This window comes from Terasakiella brassicae (assembly GCF_014641495.1).
In the GTDB taxonomy this organism is placed as follows: Bacteria; Pseudomonadota; Alphaproteobacteria; order Rhodospirillales; family Terasakiellaceae; genus Terasakiella; species Terasakiella brassicae.
In genome coordinates this window covers 17,458-35,792 of the sequence record NZ_BMHV01000027.1, presented here as the reverse complement: position 1 = coordinate 35,792, position 18,335 = coordinate 17,458, and the positions used below count along the sequence as shown (strand labels likewise).

General features: G+C 48.8%; 19 protein-coding genes. 10 read left to right on the top strand and 9 right to left on the bottom strand.

The window, feature by feature from the left end; genetic code table 11:
• Positions 1-437: 437 nt before the first annotated feature.
• From bcmE to IEW74_RS14795, 5 genes are all read right to left on the bottom strand, one after another.
• Complete coding sequence (bcmE, locus tag IEW74_RS14815) at positions 438-1,835, bottom strand: thiamine pyridinylase (RefSeq protein ID WP_188666579.1); 1,398 nt, start codon at positions 1,833-1,835, stop codon at positions 438-440.
• Between the two features lie 71 nt (positions 1,836-1,906).
• Complete coding sequence (yaaA, locus tag IEW74_RS14810) at positions 1,907-2,683, bottom strand: peroxide stress protein YaaA (RefSeq protein ID WP_229734381.1); 777 nt, start codon at positions 2,681-2,683, stop codon at positions 1,907-1,909.
• A 63-nt stretch (positions 2,684-2,746) separates the two neighbouring features.
• Positions 2,747-3,751, bottom strand: a complete 1,005-nt coding sequence (locus tag IEW74_RS14805) for a ketosteroid isomerase family protein (RefSeq protein WP_188666577.1) — start codon at positions 3,749-3,751, stop codon at positions 2,747-2,749.
• 150 nt (positions 3,752-3,901) lie between these two features.
• The gene (gene pckA / locus IEW74_RS14800; protein WP_188666575.1) at positions 3,902-5,512 is read right to left on the bottom strand and encodes a phosphoenolpyruvate carboxykinase (ATP); all 1,611 of its coding nucleotides are present in this window, start codon (positions 5,510-5,512) and stop codon (positions 3,902-3,904) included.
• Positions 5,513-5,794: 282 nt separating this feature from the next.
• Positions 5,795-6,487: a HugZ family pyridoxamine 5'-phosphate oxidase gene (locus IEW74_RS14795; RefSeq protein WP_188666573.1), complete on the bottom strand. Its 693-nt coding sequence runs from the start codon at positions 6,485-6,487 to the stop codon at positions 5,795-5,797.
• Positions 6,488-6,577: 90 nt separating this feature from the next.
• On the opposite strand from IEW74_RS14795, the gene IEW74_RS14790 reads away from it, so the two are divergent.
• Genes IEW74_RS14790 through ptsP form a run of 7 tightly spaced genes read left to right on the top strand, consistent with a single transcriptional unit; the run spans position 6,578 to position 12,684 of the window.
• Positions 6,578-7,288, top strand: coding sequence for a response regulator transcription factor (locus tag IEW74_RS14790; RefSeq protein ID WP_188666571.1), 711 nt, complete (start codon positions 6,578-6,580; stop codon positions 7,286-7,288).
• A gap of 6 nt (positions 7,289-7,294) precedes the next feature.
• Complete coding sequence (locus IEW74_RS14785) at positions 7,295-8,908, top strand: sensor histidine kinase (protein WP_188666569.1); 1,614 nt, start codon at positions 7,295-7,297, stop codon at positions 8,906-8,908.
• Complete coding sequence (locus IEW74_RS14780; RefSeq protein ID WP_188666566.1) at positions 8,905-9,339, top strand: HPr kinase/phosphorylase; 435 nt, start codon at positions 8,905-8,907, stop codon at positions 9,337-9,339. Before IEW74_RS14785 ends, IEW74_RS14780 begins: the two co-directional genes overlap by 4 nt.
• Complete coding sequence (rapZ, locus tag IEW74_RS14775) at positions 9,336-10,187, top strand: RNase adapter RapZ (RefSeq protein ID WP_188666564.1); 852 nt, start codon at positions 9,336-9,338, stop codon at positions 10,185-10,187. The genes IEW74_RS14780 and rapZ overlap by 4 nt, the downstream gene beginning before the upstream one ends.
• A 46-nt stretch (positions 10,188-10,233) precedes the next feature.
• Positions 10,234-10,635, top strand: coding sequence for a PTS sugar transporter subunit IIA (locus IEW74_RS14770; protein ID WP_188666562.1), 402 nt, complete (start codon positions 10,234-10,236; stop codon positions 10,633-10,635).
• Between the two features lie 15 nt (positions 10,636-10,650).
• The gene (locus IEW74_RS14765; RefSeq protein WP_188666560.1) at positions 10,651-10,923 is read left to right on the top strand and encodes an HPr family phosphocarrier protein; all 273 of its coding nucleotides are present in this window, start codon (positions 10,651-10,653) and stop codon (positions 10,921-10,923) included.
• Positions 10,924-10,932: 9 nt separating this feature from the next.
• Positions 10,933-12,684, top strand: a complete 1,752-nt coding sequence (ptsP, locus tag IEW74_RS14760) for a phosphoenolpyruvate--protein phosphotransferase (RefSeq protein WP_188666558.1) — start codon at positions 10,933-10,935, stop codon at positions 12,682-12,684.
• On the opposite strand, the gene IEW74_RS14755 is transcribed toward ptsP, so the two are convergent.
• Both IEW74_RS14755 and IEW74_RS14750 read right to left on the bottom strand, forming a co-directional pair.
• Positions 12,681-13,613, bottom strand: a complete 933-nt coding sequence (locus IEW74_RS14755; protein ID WP_188666557.1) for a glycosyltransferase family 9 protein — start codon at positions 13,611-13,613, stop codon at positions 12,681-12,683. The genes ptsP and IEW74_RS14755 overlap by 4 nt on opposite strands.
• Positions 13,613-14,800 carry a glycosyltransferase family 4 protein gene (locus tag IEW74_RS14750; protein ID WP_188666556.1) on the bottom strand — a complete coding sequence of 396 codons (1,188 nt, stop codon included), beginning with the start codon at positions 14,798-14,800 and terminating at the stop codon, positions 13,613-13,615. Before IEW74_RS14750 ends, IEW74_RS14755 begins: the two co-directional genes overlap by 1 nt.
• Before the next feature lie 43 nt (positions 14,801-14,843).
• Between IEW74_RS14750 and IEW74_RS14745 the strand changes: the two genes are divergently transcribed.
• Positions 14,844-15,635: an alpha/beta fold hydrolase gene (locus tag IEW74_RS14745; RefSeq protein WP_188666555.1), complete on the top strand. Its 792-nt coding sequence runs from the start codon at positions 14,844-14,846 to the stop codon at positions 15,633-15,635.
• Here IEW74_RS14745 and IEW74_RS14740 read toward each other — a convergent pair.
• Positions 15,632-15,859, bottom strand: a complete 228-nt coding sequence (locus tag IEW74_RS14740; protein WP_188666554.1) for a hypothetical protein — start codon at positions 15,857-15,859, stop codon at positions 15,632-15,634. The genes IEW74_RS14745 and IEW74_RS14740 overlap by 4 nt on opposite strands.
• 133 nt (positions 15,860-15,992) lie before the next feature.
• Between IEW74_RS14740 and IEW74_RS14735 the strand changes: the two genes are divergently transcribed.
• On the top strand, positions 15,993-16,484 hold the full coding sequence (locus IEW74_RS14735) for an Lrp/AsnC family transcriptional regulator (protein ID WP_188666553.1): 492 nt from the start codon (positions 15,993-15,995) through the stop codon (positions 16,482-16,484).
• 24 nt (positions 16,485-16,508) lie between these two features.
• Here IEW74_RS14735 and IEW74_RS14730 read toward each other — a convergent pair whose 3' ends face one another.
• Positions 16,509-16,688, bottom strand: coding sequence for a hypothetical protein (locus IEW74_RS14730; RefSeq protein WP_188666552.1), 180 nt, complete (start codon positions 16,686-16,688; stop codon positions 16,509-16,511).
• 218 nt (positions 16,689-16,906) lie between these two features.
• Here IEW74_RS14730 and ahcY point away from each other — a divergent pair, with 218 nt between their 5' ends.
• Positions 16,907-18,313 carry an adenosylhomocysteinase gene (gene ahcY, locus IEW74_RS14725; protein ID WP_188666551.1) on the top strand — a complete coding sequence of 469 codons (1,407 nt, stop codon included), beginning with the start codon at positions 16,907-16,909 and terminating at the stop codon, positions 18,311-18,313.
• The last annotated feature ends 22 nt before the right edge of the window (positions 18,314-18,335 follow it).

The window sequence follows — 18,335 nt, the reverse complement described above, 5'->3', positions numbered from 1 at the left end:
CGATTGGCGATGGTTTTGAACTCGCCTGTGCTTCGGTTACAGATAACAATGGTTTCTTTGGCAATATCGCAGCCAAGAATAACAAGAGATTTATCGGAAGAATGGGTCATGATAAACGACCTTCGTTTCCTGTGCTTTGGATTGTCTTCGGGCGTATAAGCCCCTACAACTCTTCAAGCGTTTTAAGGAAAACGGCCTCAGGGACCCCGATGACGACGGGCATTCACAACTCCAGCCCAATCCCGCAACGGTCGCCTGAACCGCTCCCAAGGGGCTATGGCCATAGCCCCTTGGGATATTCAGCATTCATGCTTTCGATAAAATATAGCAAGCTTTAAAGAGACAATCCCGGACAAGCGTTCGCGCAGATCCGGGATCCATTTAAGCGTCAAGGGCAATATCTGAATTTTCTGCATAAAATGTCTCTATTTAAATTATCAATCATTGGCTCGGGGTGTCTTCTCTTGCTCGACAGACGGTGGGCAGGTGTTACACCCACAGACGGAGCCATTTTGGGCCGCCGGATATTGGTTGGTCCACTGACCGTTCCAGCCGCCATGTGATGCGCAGGTTTGTGGGCAAATGGCCCCGGCACGCGCATTGTCCGGGATGGGATAAATTGCTTCGATATCGCACCCGCACGCATAATCGGCCCGCGCCCCGGCCAGAATTTTATCCTGCATGGCATCAAACCAATCACGTGAATTGCTATCCAGTGAAAACAGGGTCGCGTTGCTGTTTTCCACCATTTCCTTCATTTCCTGATATTTCGGGTAGGTCTTTGACAGCGTATCAAACACACTGGGACGCACCGGCATCAAGTATTGCGGATAATCCTTGCCATCACCGGGACCAATACTGGCCGTAATGGTTTGCGCATCCGCAATGACATTGGCAAGTTGAACCGCCAAATCGCGCGTGCCACGACTGGCACTGGTCGGGTTAATCGCAATCAGGTCGGAATAAAACATGGTCGGGGCATCGGCATTGTCGGAGGCCGGAAAAGGTTTAATTTTTGTCGTCGCCCGTGTCTGTGCCGACATGGCGGAAAATGTCTCGGTATATCCGACAAAGACGCGCCCATATCCTTCACTATACCATGTGCCCCGATTATAGGTATTGTCCCCGGCCTTGGTCGCATTATAGAAACTGGTCATATCCATCATGGTACGCAAAAAACCCATCGCGGTGGGATCAATGGTTTCCGGCAGACTAATCGGCCAAGCCCCCTGAATACCGGCTTCGGATTCAATATAACGGCACGCCGCCGTCGAGGCCCCTTGCATATCAATCATCAATCCGCGTGGTCCCGGCGGGACCATGCTGGTGAAGGTACAGGTCTTTAAGGTTTGTTTTAAGGCACTGATGGTTTGTGCGCTCGCAACGGCGCTATCATCTTGATGGTAAAACAACACATTGGCACAGCCCAGCATAGGGACTGCCAAATACCCACCGGACGGATTTTTCACACCATCAATGGCGTACTCAAAAAAATCCTGCTTGTTGAGAACTTCGTCATCTTGCAAAAGATCAACCGAGCCAATGCTGTTGAAATAGTTCAGGAACATGGCATCCATCACATAAACATCAGCGTTCGCCGGCGGGTTCATATGATAGCCGCCGTCCCATTCATCGGATGTTAAAAAATGAAGGCTCACATCGGGTTGGACCTTTGCCCATTGCGTAGAAATCGCATCCTGAAACTGTTGTAAGCGCGGCACCCACGGATAAAGCCCCACCGTCAGACTATCTGCGGCACGGGCAATTGGGGCCTGCGCAACCAACCCCAAAACCAAAAGAAATATTGCGAAGAAAATTCGAAACGTCCGTCCCATATATGCCTCCATATTATAATGGTTGCAAATATCAGAACACAATCAAGCTTCCCTTTCAATAAGTCTTGGCGTCAATCGCGTTCCGCTGTAAAGACCCAGTCATTGCCTTTGGAAAGGTCGTCGCGATAGACATAGCCGCCCAGATCGAAATTTTTAATACCTTCGGGGTCTTCAAGGCGGTTTTGGATGATATAGCGCGCCATTGAACCACGTGCCCGTTTTGCCATAAGGCCAATGGTTTTTGCCACGCCTTGCTTGATCTCTTTAAAGACAGGTGTGATAATTTCTGCATCCAGTGCCTTCTTATCCACAGCCTTGAAATATTCGTTGGAAGCACAATTGATCAAAACCTTTTGCGATTGATCTTTCAAAACATCATTCAAACGTTGTGAAATCTGACTGCCCCAGAAATCGTATAAATTATTGCCGCGTGGGTTGGAAAGACGAGTTCCCATTTCAAGACGATAAGGCTGGATCAAATCAAGCGGGCGCAACAAACCATAAAAGCCGGACAAAATCCCGAAATGGTTCTGGGCAAATTTGAAATCGTCTTCATTCAAGCTTTTTGCATCCAAACCAACGTAGGTATCCCCACTAAACGCCAATGCAGCTTGTTTGGCATTATCCGGTGTAAACGGCGTTGAGAACCCTTGGAAACGGGCATAGTTTAAATCGGCCAGTGCCTCGCTAATTTTCATCAGTTGTGATAAATCAGCTCGTGTCAGCTTACGTGTTGTTTGCGATAGTTCTTCTGTGTCTTCCAGAAAATAGGGCTGCGTATGAGATAGACCGGAAACCGGCGTATCAAAATCCAGCTTTTTTGCAGGGGAGACAACACAGAACATCATTTTATACCTTTTTTTAAGAATAAATTCAGAACGAATCTAAACTTATCCCAAACACACGTTTGATCAAGTCTTTATGCCAAGCTTGCGTTTAAGGAAGGCAATTTTTTCCAATTGCTGTTCCACCCGGATTTGCTTGGTCATTAAATGCGGTAAACGTCCGTCCCGTTTCATAATGCGTTCGATTTTCTTGGCCCGTTCCAACAACCAGGCTTCGCGCTCCTTCAAGACCACCGCATCGGGATGTTCTTTTTTGGGTTCCGGCAAAGGTTCTGTCGGGCGGGCTTTTTCCACAATCGCCGGGGTCAAGATCACATTGATTTCCGAAATACAATTAGTCGGCGTTGCGCTTAATATGGCGATTGAAATAATACTGCCGTCCAAAACACCGATGGAACAGGGCCATGCTTTGCGTTCTTTATGATCAATAATCCCGTTTACGACCGTTAAGTCCTGCCCGTAACTGTCCAGACGACGATATAAATCACGTACCCGCTCTAAAATCGCATCTCGTCCAACGATGGCTTCCTGATCCGTTCGTGTAAAAACTGACTGACTTTCATCCAGCATATCGGACAAACCATTCAAGTCGCGTTGATTAAACGCGTTGATATAGGCTTTCGTTAGGGCTAAGACAGCTTTGCGGCTGGGTTCTGCGGGTAATTGTCCTTTGTCGGAATATTTCTTTTCCGTTGGACGTGCCGTTGAGACAATCGCCCCATTCAGCAAAACAGCAATCCCATTTATTTTGCCATTGATTTTGCAACTGATCACACAGACGGCGACCGGAATGCCGTTCATCAAACACAAAAGACAGGGACGTGCTTTACTGTTGCCCAAATCAATAATTGCACTGATTAATTCCAGCTTTCGATTGCGTTCGTCTGTGCGTTTAAAAAGTGTTTTGATCCGATGCAGGACATTTTCCTTACCGACAATGGTATTTTGTTCCTGTCGGCTAAAGATTACATTTTGGTCATCCAAAAGATCCGCAATCGCCGCAAGGTCACGATTATTAAAGGCGTCCCGATATGCCTTTGTTGTTTCCAGTGTCACCACCCGGTTTTGCATCACGTCCTCTTAAACAAACAAATTCTCCATCCTTAATGTGTCTCGGACACGCCAACCTTGCAATTGGTTTCTTAAGAAAAAGTATAAAAAACACCCCGCATCAAATAGATACGAGGTGTTTTTGAATATACAGGTACTTTGAACCGTATTTTACAGGGCAGGGCCCGCTGCAACCAGGTTCTTGCCTTCTTCGTTGTCGGTGAAACGACCGAAGTTTTCAACAAACATGGCAGCCAGTTTCTTGGCTTTTTCTTCCCATTCAGCCACATCAGCATATGTGTCTTGCGGGTTCATAATGCTCGGATCACAATTGGGCAGAGATTGCGGAACAGCCAGATTGAAGAACGGCAGTTGTTTGAATTCTGCATCTTCAATGGAACCGTCCAGAATGCCGTCGATGATGGCACGTGTATCCTTAATGGAAATACGTTTGCCTGTGCCGTTCCAGCCTGTGTTCACAAGGTAGGCTTCCGCACCGGAAGCATTCATACGTTCGACCAGAACTTTGGCATAAGTTGTCGGGTGCAAGGACAGGAACGCCGCACCGAAGCAAGACGAGAACGTTGGTGTCGGTTCAGTGATCCCACGCTCGGTACCGGCCAGTTTCGCGGTGAAACCGGACAGGAAGTAATATTGTGTCTGTTCCGGTGTCAGTTTGGAAACCGGGGGCAGAACGCCGAATGCATCGGCTGTCAGGAAGATAACTTTCTTCGCGTGACCCGCCTTGGAAACCGGCTTAACGATGTTTTCAATGTGATAAATCGGATAGGAAACACGTGTGTTTTCTGTTTTGGAACCATCATCAAAATCGATTTTGCCATCTTCGCTTACCGCAACGTTTTCCAGCAAGGCATCACGACGGATTGCATTGTAGATATCAGGTTCGTTTTCTTGGGACAGGTTGATGGTTTTGGCATAACAGCCGCCTTCGAAGTTGAAGACACCGTTGTCATCCCAACCGTGTTCATCATCCCCGATCAACTGACGTTTCGGATCCGCTGATAAAGTTGTCTTGCCCGTACCGGACAGGCCGAAGAAAACAGCCGTATCGCCATCTGCACCCACGTTGGCAGAACAATGCATGGAGGCAATACCTTTAAGCGGCAACAGGTAGTTCATAATAGAGAACATACCTTTTTTCATTTCACCGCCGTACCATGTACCGCCGATCAACTGGATTTGTTCCGTCAGGTTGAAAGCAACAAAGTTTTCAGAATTCAGACCTTGTTTTTCCCAGTTCGGGTTGGTTGTTTTTGCGCCGTTCATCACAACAAAATCGGGCTCATATCCAACGAGTTCTTCATCGGACGGACGGATAAACATGTTTTTCACGAAGTGAGCCTGCCAAGCCACCTCTGTAATGAAGCGTACTTTCAAGCGAGTATCTTCGTTGGCACCGCAAAATGTATCGACCACAAACAGGCGCTTGCCTGACAATTGTGTGGTCACAAGATTTTTAAGGTCTGCCCAAACTTCTTCGGAGATTGCCTTGTTGTCGTTCTTGCCTTGGTCCGCCCACCAAACGGTGTCACGAGATGTGTCGTCTTTCACAAAGTATTTATCTTTGGGAGAGCGACCGGTAAAGATGCCCGTATCAACAGAAACTGCGCCAAGCTCAGTCACGATGCCTTTTTCAAAGCCTTCCAGACCGGCTTTGGTTTCTTCTGCGTACAGAAGATCATACGAAGGGTTATAGACTACTTCTTGGACGTTCTCGATACCGTACTTCGACAGGTCGATATTCGTTTGGGTCGGGCTCATTTACAACTCCGGTGTCATAGTTTGCAAGCTTTGGTGCCGTGTTTTTTCATAAAGTCACTTCATTGAGGTAATTTTCACAAAAATCTTGTTAAATTCGAACATAACACAACAAGACTTTGATAAAACAATCCCCTGCGAAACGACCACTTTCCTTCTCTCAAAAGGTAGAATGCAATTGCGATGCGCACTTCTGCCTAAAAAGCGGGCGGAGAATAACCTCTGAAAGCCGGGGAGACAACCTCCTCATTGCATTTTTATTTCGTTTTTTTTGCAACAAAAGTTTCACGAACAAATATCGTGCACAACTTTCTTTAATTCTTCCCTTGTTTTGACTTCTTTTTCAAATGGATAACGAATGATCCGCGAAGCCCGTTTCAAGTCCATTCCATCCCCGTCTATACGCAACAGTTGCCAAGCCTCCCCCGGTTGTTTGAGTAATTTTGTTGCGCAAACCGCTGAAAGTTGGGGGAATTCGGTATTAAGGTACGAAATTACGCCTTCTTGTTCTTTGGAAAAATTCAAGAAAGCCGCCGAGTCGCCCAGATAATCTTTCCCTTGCAACCATTCTGCCTGACCAAACCCACCTACAAAATGCGCTTTTTCAACAATCAGTCTGTAAAAGTTAAAATCACCGAATTCCGCATACATTTTTGCCGATGGATGAATTTCCAGATATCGCGCAACCAGATCATCCTGTAACACCTTCTCCACCCTTCCCGCCAATGTCACGCGGGGGCCGCTTTGCGGGTTGCTGCGCATTGAGGCCTGCTCACATAAAAACGATACACGCCGTTCAACATTTATATTTTGTGTATGATCGGCCAAGTCTGACAATAAAAACAATGGTTGGCCATAGATATCAAAAGCGGTTGCGCAAAAAGAAACATAGGGCGATTGGTCATTGCGATCTAATGTCGCCAATGCCCCGCTTCGACAAGAACGGGCTATTTTGCGGGCTTCAAATCCTGTGGTCATTTGCTTTCCCCTTTTCTTTTCATTGACCCTGTCTGCCATAGGACCATATAGTCATTCAAATTTCCGATGCTAACCGATTGAGACAAAACCTTGGCACATACAATCGCACTTGTAGATGACGATCGCAATATCATCACCTCTGTTTCCATTTTATTGGAGGCTGAAGGCTATACTGTCAGAACATACCGTGATGGCGAAGAAGGTCTTGCCGGCATTACCAATAATCCACCCGACCTTGTGGTTCTGGACATCAAAATGCCGCGCATGGATGGTATGGAGATGTTGGGACAATTGCGTAAAGAAAGCCACGTTCCGGTTATTTTCCTGACTTCCAAAGATGACGAAATAGACGAACTGCTCGGCCTGCGCATGGGGGCGGATGATTTCATCCGCAAACCCTTTTCTCAACGCCTGTTACTGGAACGCATTCGTGTATTGATCCGTCGCCAAGATGCCATACGCCAGCAAAACGGCAAGGAACGGGATGAAAAAGATGTCATGCAACGCGGTCCCCTACTGTTGGATGCAGGACGCCATCTGTGCGCCTGGAAAAAAGAACATGTCAACTTGACCGTGACCGAATTTTTAATTGTGGAATCCCTTGCACGTCATCCCGGCCACGTCAAAAGCCGCGACCAGCTCATTGATGCCGCCTACGGCGAACATATTTATGTGGATGATCGCACCATCGACAGCCACATTAAACGCGTGCGTAAAAAGTTTAAACTGGTCGATGATGATTTCAACCAAATCGAAACCCTATATGGGGTTGGCTACCGTTACCGCGAAAACGTGGAATAATCCACCATGCAACCTTTTGCCCGCTTTGAGCGCCCGAAACGCGTTTTTTCACCGATTACATTACGCATTCTGGCCGTCAACATGCTTGCGCTTGGCATTTTGGTCATCGGTATTCTCTATCTGGGTGAATATCGCCGCGCCTTGATCCTCAGCGAAGTTTCCGGCCTTGAGATTCAAGGTGAAATGTTTGCTGCGGCCTTGGGCGAAGGGGCCTCGATCAAGCAACGTGAACTCAACCGCAATAACCAACTGGTGTTCAGTGTCGCGCGCCAAATGGTCGCCCGACTGGTGCAAAAAGGCACCCGTGCACGCCTTTTCGCCTTGGATGGGTCATTGATGGCCGATAGTGGTGAATTGATTTTACGCAGCGCAGACAATCCCATCCATCAAAACGAAAGCCTGATTGAAAAGGGATTGCGTCTCGCACAGGAATTCAGTTCCCGCGTCATTTTCGGAGAACAGGACCTGCCGCTTTATATCGAACCGCCGATGCAAAGTGCCAAAAACTTTCCCGAAGCCGGTATGGCACTGGACGGTGAATATGGCGGCATGATCCGGGAAACCGTCGACGGTGGGATTATGATTTCCGTTGCCGTTCCAGTAACACGCGAAGGCAATATCCTTGGCGCGTTGATGTTATCCAAAGGATCGGAAGATATCGAAGCGGCCTTGTTTGATGTTCGCCTGCATATCTTCAAGGTCTTTTTATTGTCCTTCGGGGTCACGATTTTACTGTCCCTTTATTTTGCCGGAACAATCGCGCGACCTTTGCGCAAACTCTCAAAAGCCGCACACCAGTTGCGCACCGGGATGAACCAGCGCGATGAAATCCCTGACCTGAGCAATCGCAATGATGAAATCGGCGATTTGTCCGCTGCCTTGCGTCAAATGACACAGGCCCTCTGGCAACGCATGGATGCGATTGAAAGCTTTGCCGCCGATGTCTCGCATGAATTAAAAAATCCGCTGACATCCTTGCGCAGCGCCGTTGAAACAGTCAGCCATATCAACAACCCGGATGCCCAAAAACGCCTGATGGATATTATTCAACATGATGTATCTCGTCTGGATCGTTTGATCAGCGATATTTCCGAAGCCTCCCGCGTGGATGCGGAAATGTCACGCGCCAAAGCCGAAAAACTTGACCTGAAGGCCATGCTCTCCACCTTGGTCGATATTCGCCAGACACAAATCGAAACAGATAAAACCACGCAAACCGAACCGGCCCTTGTCTTAAAAGCCGACACGGAAACCTCTTATATTGTGGAAGGCATGGACGGGCGGCTCGTACAGGTTTTTCAAAACCTGATCGGCAATGCTCTAACCTTTTCCCCAGCGGGTGGAACCATTACCTTGGGCCTGCAAAAAAACAAAGATACCATCGATATTATTGTGGATGATCAAGGTCCCGGCATCCCCCCCGGTAATGAAGAAAAAATCTTCAAACGGTTTTATACCGAACGCCCGGACAGTGATGATTTCGGTAATCATTCCGGTCTGGGTCTTGCCATTTCCAAACAAATTGTTGAAACTCATGGCGGTACGATTATTGCCGAAAACCGCATGGAAGACGGACAGATTAAAGGAGCACGCTTTCGCGTGAGCTTACCTGCAAAATGAGCCAAATTCACGCCACCGCCATCGCCATTGACGAACAGGGCATCTTGCTGCGTGGTCCCAGCGGTGCTGGTAAATCCGACCTTGCCTTACGTCTTATTGAACAGGGTGCCCGCCTCGTCAGCGATGACCGGGTCGAATTGATCAAAAAGGGAAACGAGGTCATTGCCTTCGCCCCGCCAGCCATAAAAGATTTATTCGAAGTGCGCCATCTGGGCATTCTGAAATTACAAAGTCTGGAATCCGCCCCCCTGCGATTGGTAATCGACCTCTGTTCTCCGGAAGAACTGGAACGCATGCCCGCGCCTACCCATATCGAACTGGAAGGGGTTGCGCTTGCCCACCTTCGCCTCAATCCTTTTGAACAAAGTGCCGCTGCCAAAGCTTCCTTGGGGCTTGCCATCGCACTGGGACATATTGAACGGATCGAATGATGCAAAAAGTACTGGTTGTCACCGGCCTAAGCGGCGCAGGCATGACAACAAGCCTGAAAATTCTCGAAGATATGGGCTATGAAACCATCGACGGTGTGCCCTTATCCCTGCTTGGACAGCTGGTTGGCAAAGATGCCCCGCTTGCCATTGGGGTGGATATCCGTACACGCGGCTTTGGTGTTTCTCCCTTGCTGGAAGAACTCGATCTTTTAAAAGCACAAGACGGGCTTGATCTCTCCCTTGTTTTTTTAGATTGCGACAATGCAGTCATTGAGCGGCGCTACGTTGAAACCCGCCATCGCCACCCCTTAGCCGATGATCGCCCCGTTGCCGATGGTATTCGCCACGAACGGCAACTTCTGGCCCCTTTACGCGAACGGGCCGACCTGGTGATTGACACGACAGAAATGGCGATTAAAGATTGTAAGCGTATTTTGCAAGGCCAATATGCCCTGAGCGATAAAAAGCCCTTGAGCGTTTTTGTAACGTCATTTTCCTATAAAAAAGGCATCCCGCTCGAAGCTGATCTGGTCTTTGATGTACGATTCTTGCGCAACCCGTTCTATGATGTCGCCTTGCGCCCATTAACCGGGCAAGATGATCAAGTTGGTGCCTATATCGAAAAAGACGATGGATTTGCCGATTTTCTCATCAATTTAAAAAATTTGATCCATCCCTTGTTGCCGCGTTATAGCGCAGAAGGCAAAAGTTATCTGACGATTGCCATCGGCTGTACAGGGGGGCAACATCGTTCGGTCTATGTCGCGCGTAAATTATGTTTATGGTTGCAAGAAAGGGGTGAAAATGCGCAATTGCAACATCGTGAGTTGACGAACCGCGCACACTAAACCAAGATAGCGCGCTTAAAACAAGATTTGAGAGGGAAGTGATCGTATGATCGGTATGGTGTTGGTAACACATGGTCGTCTGGCAGACGAACTTATTGCAGCATTGGAACATGTTGTGGGACCGCAGGAAAATGTATCCTCGGTTTGCATCGGGCCTGACGATGATATGGAACAGCGGCGCAGCGATATTCTGGAACAGGTTTCCAATTGCGACAGCGGCAACGGCGTTATTTTGCTGACCGACATGTTTGGTGGCACACCTTCTAATCTGGCGATCTCCATTATGGACAAGGCCAAGGTCGAAGTTATCGCCGGGGTCAACCTGCCCATGCTGGTCAAACTCGCCAGTGTTCGGAAAAACGAAGATTTGGCAGAAACCGCAGCCCAAGGCCAAGACGCCGGACGTAAATATATCAACATAGCTTCCAGCCTGCTGGGACAAGATTAAGACGACGATTATCACATGAGCCTTTCCCAAACACTGGAAATCCAAAATCAACGCGGCCTGCACGCCCGTGCCGCCGCAAAATTTGTCAAAACCGCTGCAGAATTCGAAGGCACCAATATTATGGTTGCCAAAGGCGGACAGGAAGTGTCCGGCAATTCCATTATGGGATTGTTGATGCTGGCGGCTTCCATCGGGACATCGATCGAGGTCAAAACCGATGGCCCGCAGGCTGAAGAAGCTTTAAGTGCCATTTCCTTACTGGTAAACGACAAATTCGGCGAAGATTAGGCCGATTATATGGAACAAATATTCGACGGTCTCGGCGTTTCAGGCGGTATCGGATTTGGTATCGCCCATATCCGCGAAAGTGGCGTGTGCGAGATCAACGAATATTGCATCCCGACCGACCATATAGACGACGAACTGACCCGTCTGGAAAACGCGCTTGAAAAATCGCGAAACCAGCTTTCAAAACTCCGACAAAAAGCAAACCAGTTGCCCCCGGCTGCTGCCGAAGAGCTTGGCTTTCTTCTGGATGCCCATCTTCATATGCTGAAAGGCTCCCGTCTGGTGCGTGGTGTAAATCAGCATATCCGCGATTACAAAATCAATGCCGAAGCCGCCTTGCAGCACGTTCTGGATGAAATCAGCGAAGGGTTCAAGGCACTGGATGATGCCTATATCGCCTCGCGCCAATCCGATGTGCATCAGGTTGCAGCCCGCGTTATGCGCAACCTGTGTGAAGAACCCCATCAACCCTTTAATGACTTGCCGGATAATTCCGTCATTATCGCTGAAGAACTCACCCCGGCTGACACCGCCTTGATGAACCCGAAAACCGTTGCCGGGTTTACGACCGTACTGGGGGGACCGGAAAGCCACACCGCCATTATGGCACGCGCCCTTGGCCTGCCCGCTGTTTTGGGGGCCGCTGGTGTCATTGGCGCGATCAATACGGGCGACAGCGTCATTATTGATGGCGATGCGGGCCGTGTTATTGTGAACCCAAGTGATAAAACCCGCCGTTTTTACCAACGCCGCGCCATTGAAAATGAAGAAAAAAACAAGCGGCTTGCCTATTTAAAAGACCGCGAAGCCTTAACCAGCGATGGCGTTAAAGTCACCCTGAAGGCCAATATGGAACTGCCGGTCGAGATTGACAATATCATCAACAACGGGGCCGAAGGTGTCGGTCTGTTGCGCAGTGAATTCATGTATATGAACCGCGACAGCCTGCCGGATGAACATGTTCAATATAAAATATTCAAAGAGTTACTGGAACGTCTGGACGGCAAACCGTTAACCGTACGCACTCTGGACATTGGCGGAGATAAAACCGCCAAATCCCTGATCGAGGATTTCGGAAATTCCATTTGTTCGCCCTTGGGGATGCGCGGTATTCGACTGTCATTAAACCGCCCCGATATTTTGGAAACTCAATATCGTGCCCTGCTGCGGGCCGGACAACATGGCCCGGTCAAGATTTTATTACCGATGGTCACTTCGATCAACGATGTCCGTCAGGCCCGCCTTTTCCTGCAACAAGTCGCCGATAAAATGCGCAAAGAAGGTATGGACATCCCCGATCCCTTGCCGCCGCTGGGTGCCATGATCGAGGTTCCCGGTGCCGCCCTCTCAGCCGATGCTCTCGCGCGTGTCTGTGATTTTTTCGCCATCGGCTCAAACGATCTCACCATGTACACGCTGGCGACAGACCGGGCCGACGAACAAGTCGCCCATTTATTTGACCCTTTGCACCCGGCTGTCTTGCGATTAATCCAATTCACCACGCAAGCGGCCCTGCGCAACAATATCCCTGTCAGCCTGTGCGGGGAAATGGCCGGAAATCCACGTTTTACGGCCCTTTTGCTCGGCTTGGGGATCCGTGATTTGTCCATGAGTGCCAGCAACATCCCCAAGATCAAACAACGCATTCTGGAAATGGCAGAACAATCCGCTGTGCAACGCGCCAATATTATTATGGATCAAACCGACAGTGGCCGGATTGCCATGCTCTTGGATGATTTCAGTGACCGGGGCGGTTTTTAACCTTCGATCACGGCTAAGACGGTTTCGACAGATAGATCGTTTAAACTTTGTTCACGCAAAATCGTGACGTCCGGCCCGCGCTGTCCACAAAGCTGCGGGTCCGAGGCATGGGAATAAAGCACAATAGAACGACACCCGGCCAATGAAATCATATGCATGGGGCCAGTATCATTGCCCACCGCCAATCTTGCCCGGCGGGCCAAGGTGGCAATTTCGATAAAATCGGTTTGACCGGACAGGTCGTACACGTCCGGGCAACGATCCAGAATTTCATCCAGTACATCGCTTTCTTTCGCCGTACCCAACATGACAGGTTGGATATTACGTTCGATCAAGGCTTGCGCCAAGGCGGCATAATTTTTCGCAGGCCAACGTTTTTCGGGGCGATGCGGGGCACCACCGGGGACCAATAAAGCAAAATTGCTATCCAGATCAAAACGCGACAAATCGGCTTCTGCCCAACTTAGATCCGGCATGGGTGTCTTATAGATCCCGGCCATTTCCAGCTGTTCGGCTTGGCGGTCAATGGTATGCATAAAATTACGCTGTGGATTGGCATGGGGATGCGAACAGCCCCGCGCAATCCCCGACCATTTCACCGCACTGCCCATCAATTTGAAATAGCCCGAAGAACGATCAGATGTTTGCAGATCATACGCCCGGTCAAAATTTCCGCTTTTCAATTTTTGACGCAGCTTCAACGTACGGCGCACCTGCCATGCTTTCGGTCGTTCATCTTCCCACACCGCATCAAAATAACCGCAAGCTTTGCCCAAAGCCATGTAAGGCTTGGTCGTCAACAAAGTAATATGGGCATTACAATGATGGTCACGAATGGCTTTCATCGGCCCCAAGGCCTGAATAAAATCACCGAGCGCACTCAATTTAATCACAAGAATGCGTTCTTGTTTTTCGTTACGATTAGGCATTATGCATCAAGACTTAAGACTTCGTTATAAACTTCCAGCGTTTTGGCACACATGGCTTCTTTGGAAAACTCTTTTGCGATATGCGCTTTGGCCTGTTTTGCCATTTGCTCACGTTTTTGTGCCGACAAATTGAGACCTTTTTCAATCGCGCTCGCCATTGAATCCGCATCACCGGGTTTACAGAGCCAACCGGTTTGATCTTCAATCACCGTTTCACGCGCCCCGCCATGATCGGTTGCCACAACCGGACGCCCCATCGCTTGCGCTTCAATCGCAACCCGTCCGAACGCTTCGGGGTCCGTCGATGCCGAAACCACCAAATCACATAACATATAAGCCGTTGGCATATCGTTACATTCATCCACGATCGTCACCACGCCTTGCAGATTATGGTGCTGAATACGCTTTTCCAGTTCTTTGCGATATTCCGTGCGCCCCTGATCGGACCCGATCAACAAACAACAAATATCACGGCGGCCAAGTTTGGCAATCGCATCAATAAAGACCAACTGCCCTTTCCAGCGCGTCAATCGTCCCGGTAAGGCCACAACCGGCACCCCGTCAGGGATATTCCATTGTGTCGATAACTTCACCAACCGCTCGGCTGTGATTTTTTCCGGGTTGAAACGGAACAGATCCACCCCACGATGGATCAAGCGAATGGTTTCGCGGCGCACCCCGTAAATTTTGCGCATATGTCCGGCAATGAAGGACGAAATGGCAATCACCCGCTCCCCCTTGGTCATAACCGAATTATACCAGCGTTTAAACGGGTTACCGTGGCTGTAGGTTCCGTGGAAGGTCGTGATATAGGGCACATGGGCACGCTTGCAGGCCCAATAGGCACTCCATGCTGGCGCGCGTGATCGTGCATGCACCAAATCAACGCCTTCCTGTTTAATCACATTGACCAGCCGTGTGGCGTTTTTACGCATGATAAAAAAGTTTTTCGAATCGACCGGCATCTGAATATGTTCGGCCCCAACACGGGTCAAATCATGGACCATCGGTCCGCCGGCAGAAACCACAATGGCCCGACCACCGGCATTGACAATGGCTTCCGCCATTTCAACCGTACCGCGTTCCACGCCGCCCGTTACCATCGCAGGCAACACCTGCATCACCGTTGCACGGCGGCTTGTCTTTTGCGGGGTTTGCGGGTCTTGCTGAATAATGCTATCAATCATGCGCTTCGTTCTTGAATGTAAATTCTTCAGGTTTTTATAGATTATGACATCCGATATGCCTACAGGAAATACTCCACCCGCCTACTTAACACAAGTGAATGGTGAAAAGATCGCCTATCACTATAGCCCGGGGCGCACGCCCGGTGTGATTTTTTTACATGGTTTGATGTCGGATATGGACGGCGGCAAGGCCCTTCACCTTGAAGAATTTTGCAAAAAACGCGGCAACGCTTTTTTACGGTTCGACTGTCAGGGCCACGGTCAATCAGACGGTTTGTTTAAAGACGGTTGCATGACCCGCTGGTCTAATGACAGCGTGGATGTGCTGGATCAATTGACAACGGGACCGCAAGTTCTGGTCGGATCTTCAATGGGGGGATGGAATATGCTGCTAACCGCCTTAAAACGCCCCGAACGTGTCGCCGGGTTGCTTGGCATTGCCGCCGCCCCCGATTTTACCGAAGATTTGATGATGAACGATCTCAGCGCCGAACAACATCAAAAAATTGCCGAACAAGGCTATGTGGAACTGCCCAGCGATTATGGGGATGACCCTTATGTCATTTCCAAAACCCTGCTGGAAGATGGGCGCGAAAACCTGCTTTTGCGCCGCCCGATTGATCTGAACATGCCCGTGCGCCTAATCCACGGCATGCAGGACCCGGACGTGCCGTGGCAAACCGCCCTGCGGATCCAGCAAATGATTGCGTCCAACGATGTAGAAATCACCTTTGTCAAAAACGGCGATCATCGTCTAAGCGAAGACAAGGATCTAGATCGCCTGACACACACGCTGGAAGTTTTACTGACACAAATTGAAAGCAACGATCATTAGACGAAGTGAAATTTCTCAATTCCCTGAAGTTTACCAATCCGGTGCTTAAGTGTATGGGCATTAATCCGCCCGTTCGCCGCACAGGTCATTTCTATGCAAAATGACTGATTTGCGTTGGGCAAAACTTTTAGCTCATCCAGATGAAAACTCATAGTGCGCATGAGATCCAGTACACGCGGGATATCATCCAATGGATTGTGGGAATTGAAACTTAGAAAACTCATAACTTCCTCCTTCGTCGAGGAAGCGATACTAAGGGAAGGCCTGCAAAATTTGTTTTTGAATTTTCTTTAAATTCGTAATATTTCAGATTACTATTCTTTAAATTTTAAATTTTAAGAATGATATTTTCACATTATGAGCATATCTAAAAAACTTGACCTGATGGATCTGAAAATCCTGAAAGAACTATCTGCCAACGGTCGGTTAAACAACAATCAATTGGCAGAAAAAGTCGGTCTTTCGCCAAGCCCCTGCTGGCAACGGGTAAAAAGGCTGGAAAACGAAGGATATATCGAAGGCTATGTCGCCTTGCTCAATTCTGAAAAATTGGGAATAAGTGAACTGGTCATCATCGAAGTCACCCTGGAGCGACATGACGACGACATATTGGCCCGATTTGAACGGGCAATGGAGGCCCTGCCCGAAGTCTTGGAAGTTTACCTGACCACCGGTGAATATGACTTCCAGCTTAAAGTCGCGGTTAAAGGGACGAAGGGATACGAGGCATTTTTGCGCGAAAAGCTTTATAAGATTCCGGGCATTCGCCATTCCCGTTCCAGCTTTATCCTGCGCTGTTTCAAAAAATCACATTCCGTGCAGCCCAATACCGAGATCTTAAATTCGTAATTTTCAACCTGTTTGCGGTAAATCCTACCGACCCTGTTGCCCATAACGCTGTTGCAGGTAGCGGACATGAATAAGTGTACCCAGCCACTGATTTTCATAACATTCCCGAATAGCATTTTCGAAACCAACCGCATTTACAAGACGTTGTGCGAAATCGGCCTGATAATCCTTGTTAGGCGGGATATACATTCTTACATCTGACATGATTTTCTCCTGTTTTTTATCATTTTATGATAGTGGTATTACCAATTGATTAAGCAGGAAACATGCCAGAAAAATAAATCAAAATACTTCTTGATAAACATATAAAGATTTCTTTATATTGTCCGCAAGTTAGAAACACACAGGATTGCCTATTTCCGGCGATCCTGTTTTTCAAACAACAGACATTCTTATGACATGACATTCTGGAGAACAGACACATGGGTGACTTTACCGATTATCAGGTTGCAGACATCAGCCTCGCTGACTGGGGCCGCAAAGAACTGAACCTGGCCGAAGCTGAAATGCCGGGCCTGATGGCATTGCGCGAAGAATTTGGCGCGTCTCAACCGTTGAAGGGCGCCAAAATTGCAGGCTCCCTGCATATGACCATCCAAACTGCTGTGTTGATCGAAACACTGGTGGCCTTGGGTGCCGAAGTCCGCTGGGTTTCCTGTAACATCTTCTCAACACAGGATCATGCAGCGGCAGCAATCGCAGCGGCCAACATTCCTGTCTTCGCCCATAAAGGCGAAACATTGGAAGAATACTGGGACTTCACACACCGCCTGTTCACATGGCACGATGGCTCCTCACCGAACATGATTTTGGACGATGGTGGGGACGCAACTTTGTTGTTGCACCTCGGTCAGGATGCGGAAAAAGATATCTCCGTTCTCGATAACCCGGGTTCCGAAGAAGAAGAAGTCCTGTTTGCAGCCATTAAAGCCAAACTGGCTGAAGACGGCAACTGGTACACAAATGCCGCCAAAGACATCATGGGCGTTACCGAAGAAACAACAACCGGTGTTCACCGCCTGATCGAAATGGCGCGCAAAGGCACATTGTTGTTCCCGGCGATCAACGTCAACGATTCTGTGACGAAATCCAAATTCGATAACAAATATGGTTGCCGCGAGTCTCTCGTAGACGGTATTCGTCGTGCAACCGATGTGATGATGGCGGGTAAAGTCGCTGTGGTTTGCGGTTACGGCGATGTGGGTAAAGGTTCTGCGGAATCCCTGCGTTCTTGCGGTTGTCGCGTTCTGGTGACTGAAATCGATCCGATCTGCGCCCTGCAAGCGGCAATGGAAGGTTTCGAAGTTGTCACCATCGAAGACGCCCTGCCCGAAGGCGACATCTATGTCACCACAACAGGGAACTTCGACATCATTCGCAAAGACCACATGGACAACATGAAAGATGGCGCAATCGTTTGTAACATCGGCCACTTCGACAACGAAATCCAAGTCGCTGCGATGAAAAACTACAAATGGACCAACATCAAGCCGCAAGTCGATCAAATCGAATTGCCGGACGGTCGCAAGATCATCCTGTTGGCTGAAGGTCGTCTCGTTAACCTCGGTTGCGCAACAGGCCACCCGTCTTTCGTAATGTCTGCCTCTTTCACCAATCAGGTTTTGGCTCAGATCGAACTGTATAAAAACAATGCAAACGGTCAATACGCCAAAGACGTTTACGTTCTGCCGAAACATCTGGACGAAAAAGTGGCGGCCCTGCACCTCGAAAAACTGGGTGTGAAACTGACCAAACTGTCTCAGGCACAAGCGGATTATATCGGTGTTCCGATCAATGGTCCGTTCAAACCGGACACCTACCGTTACTAAGACTTCACCGTCTTAAACAAAA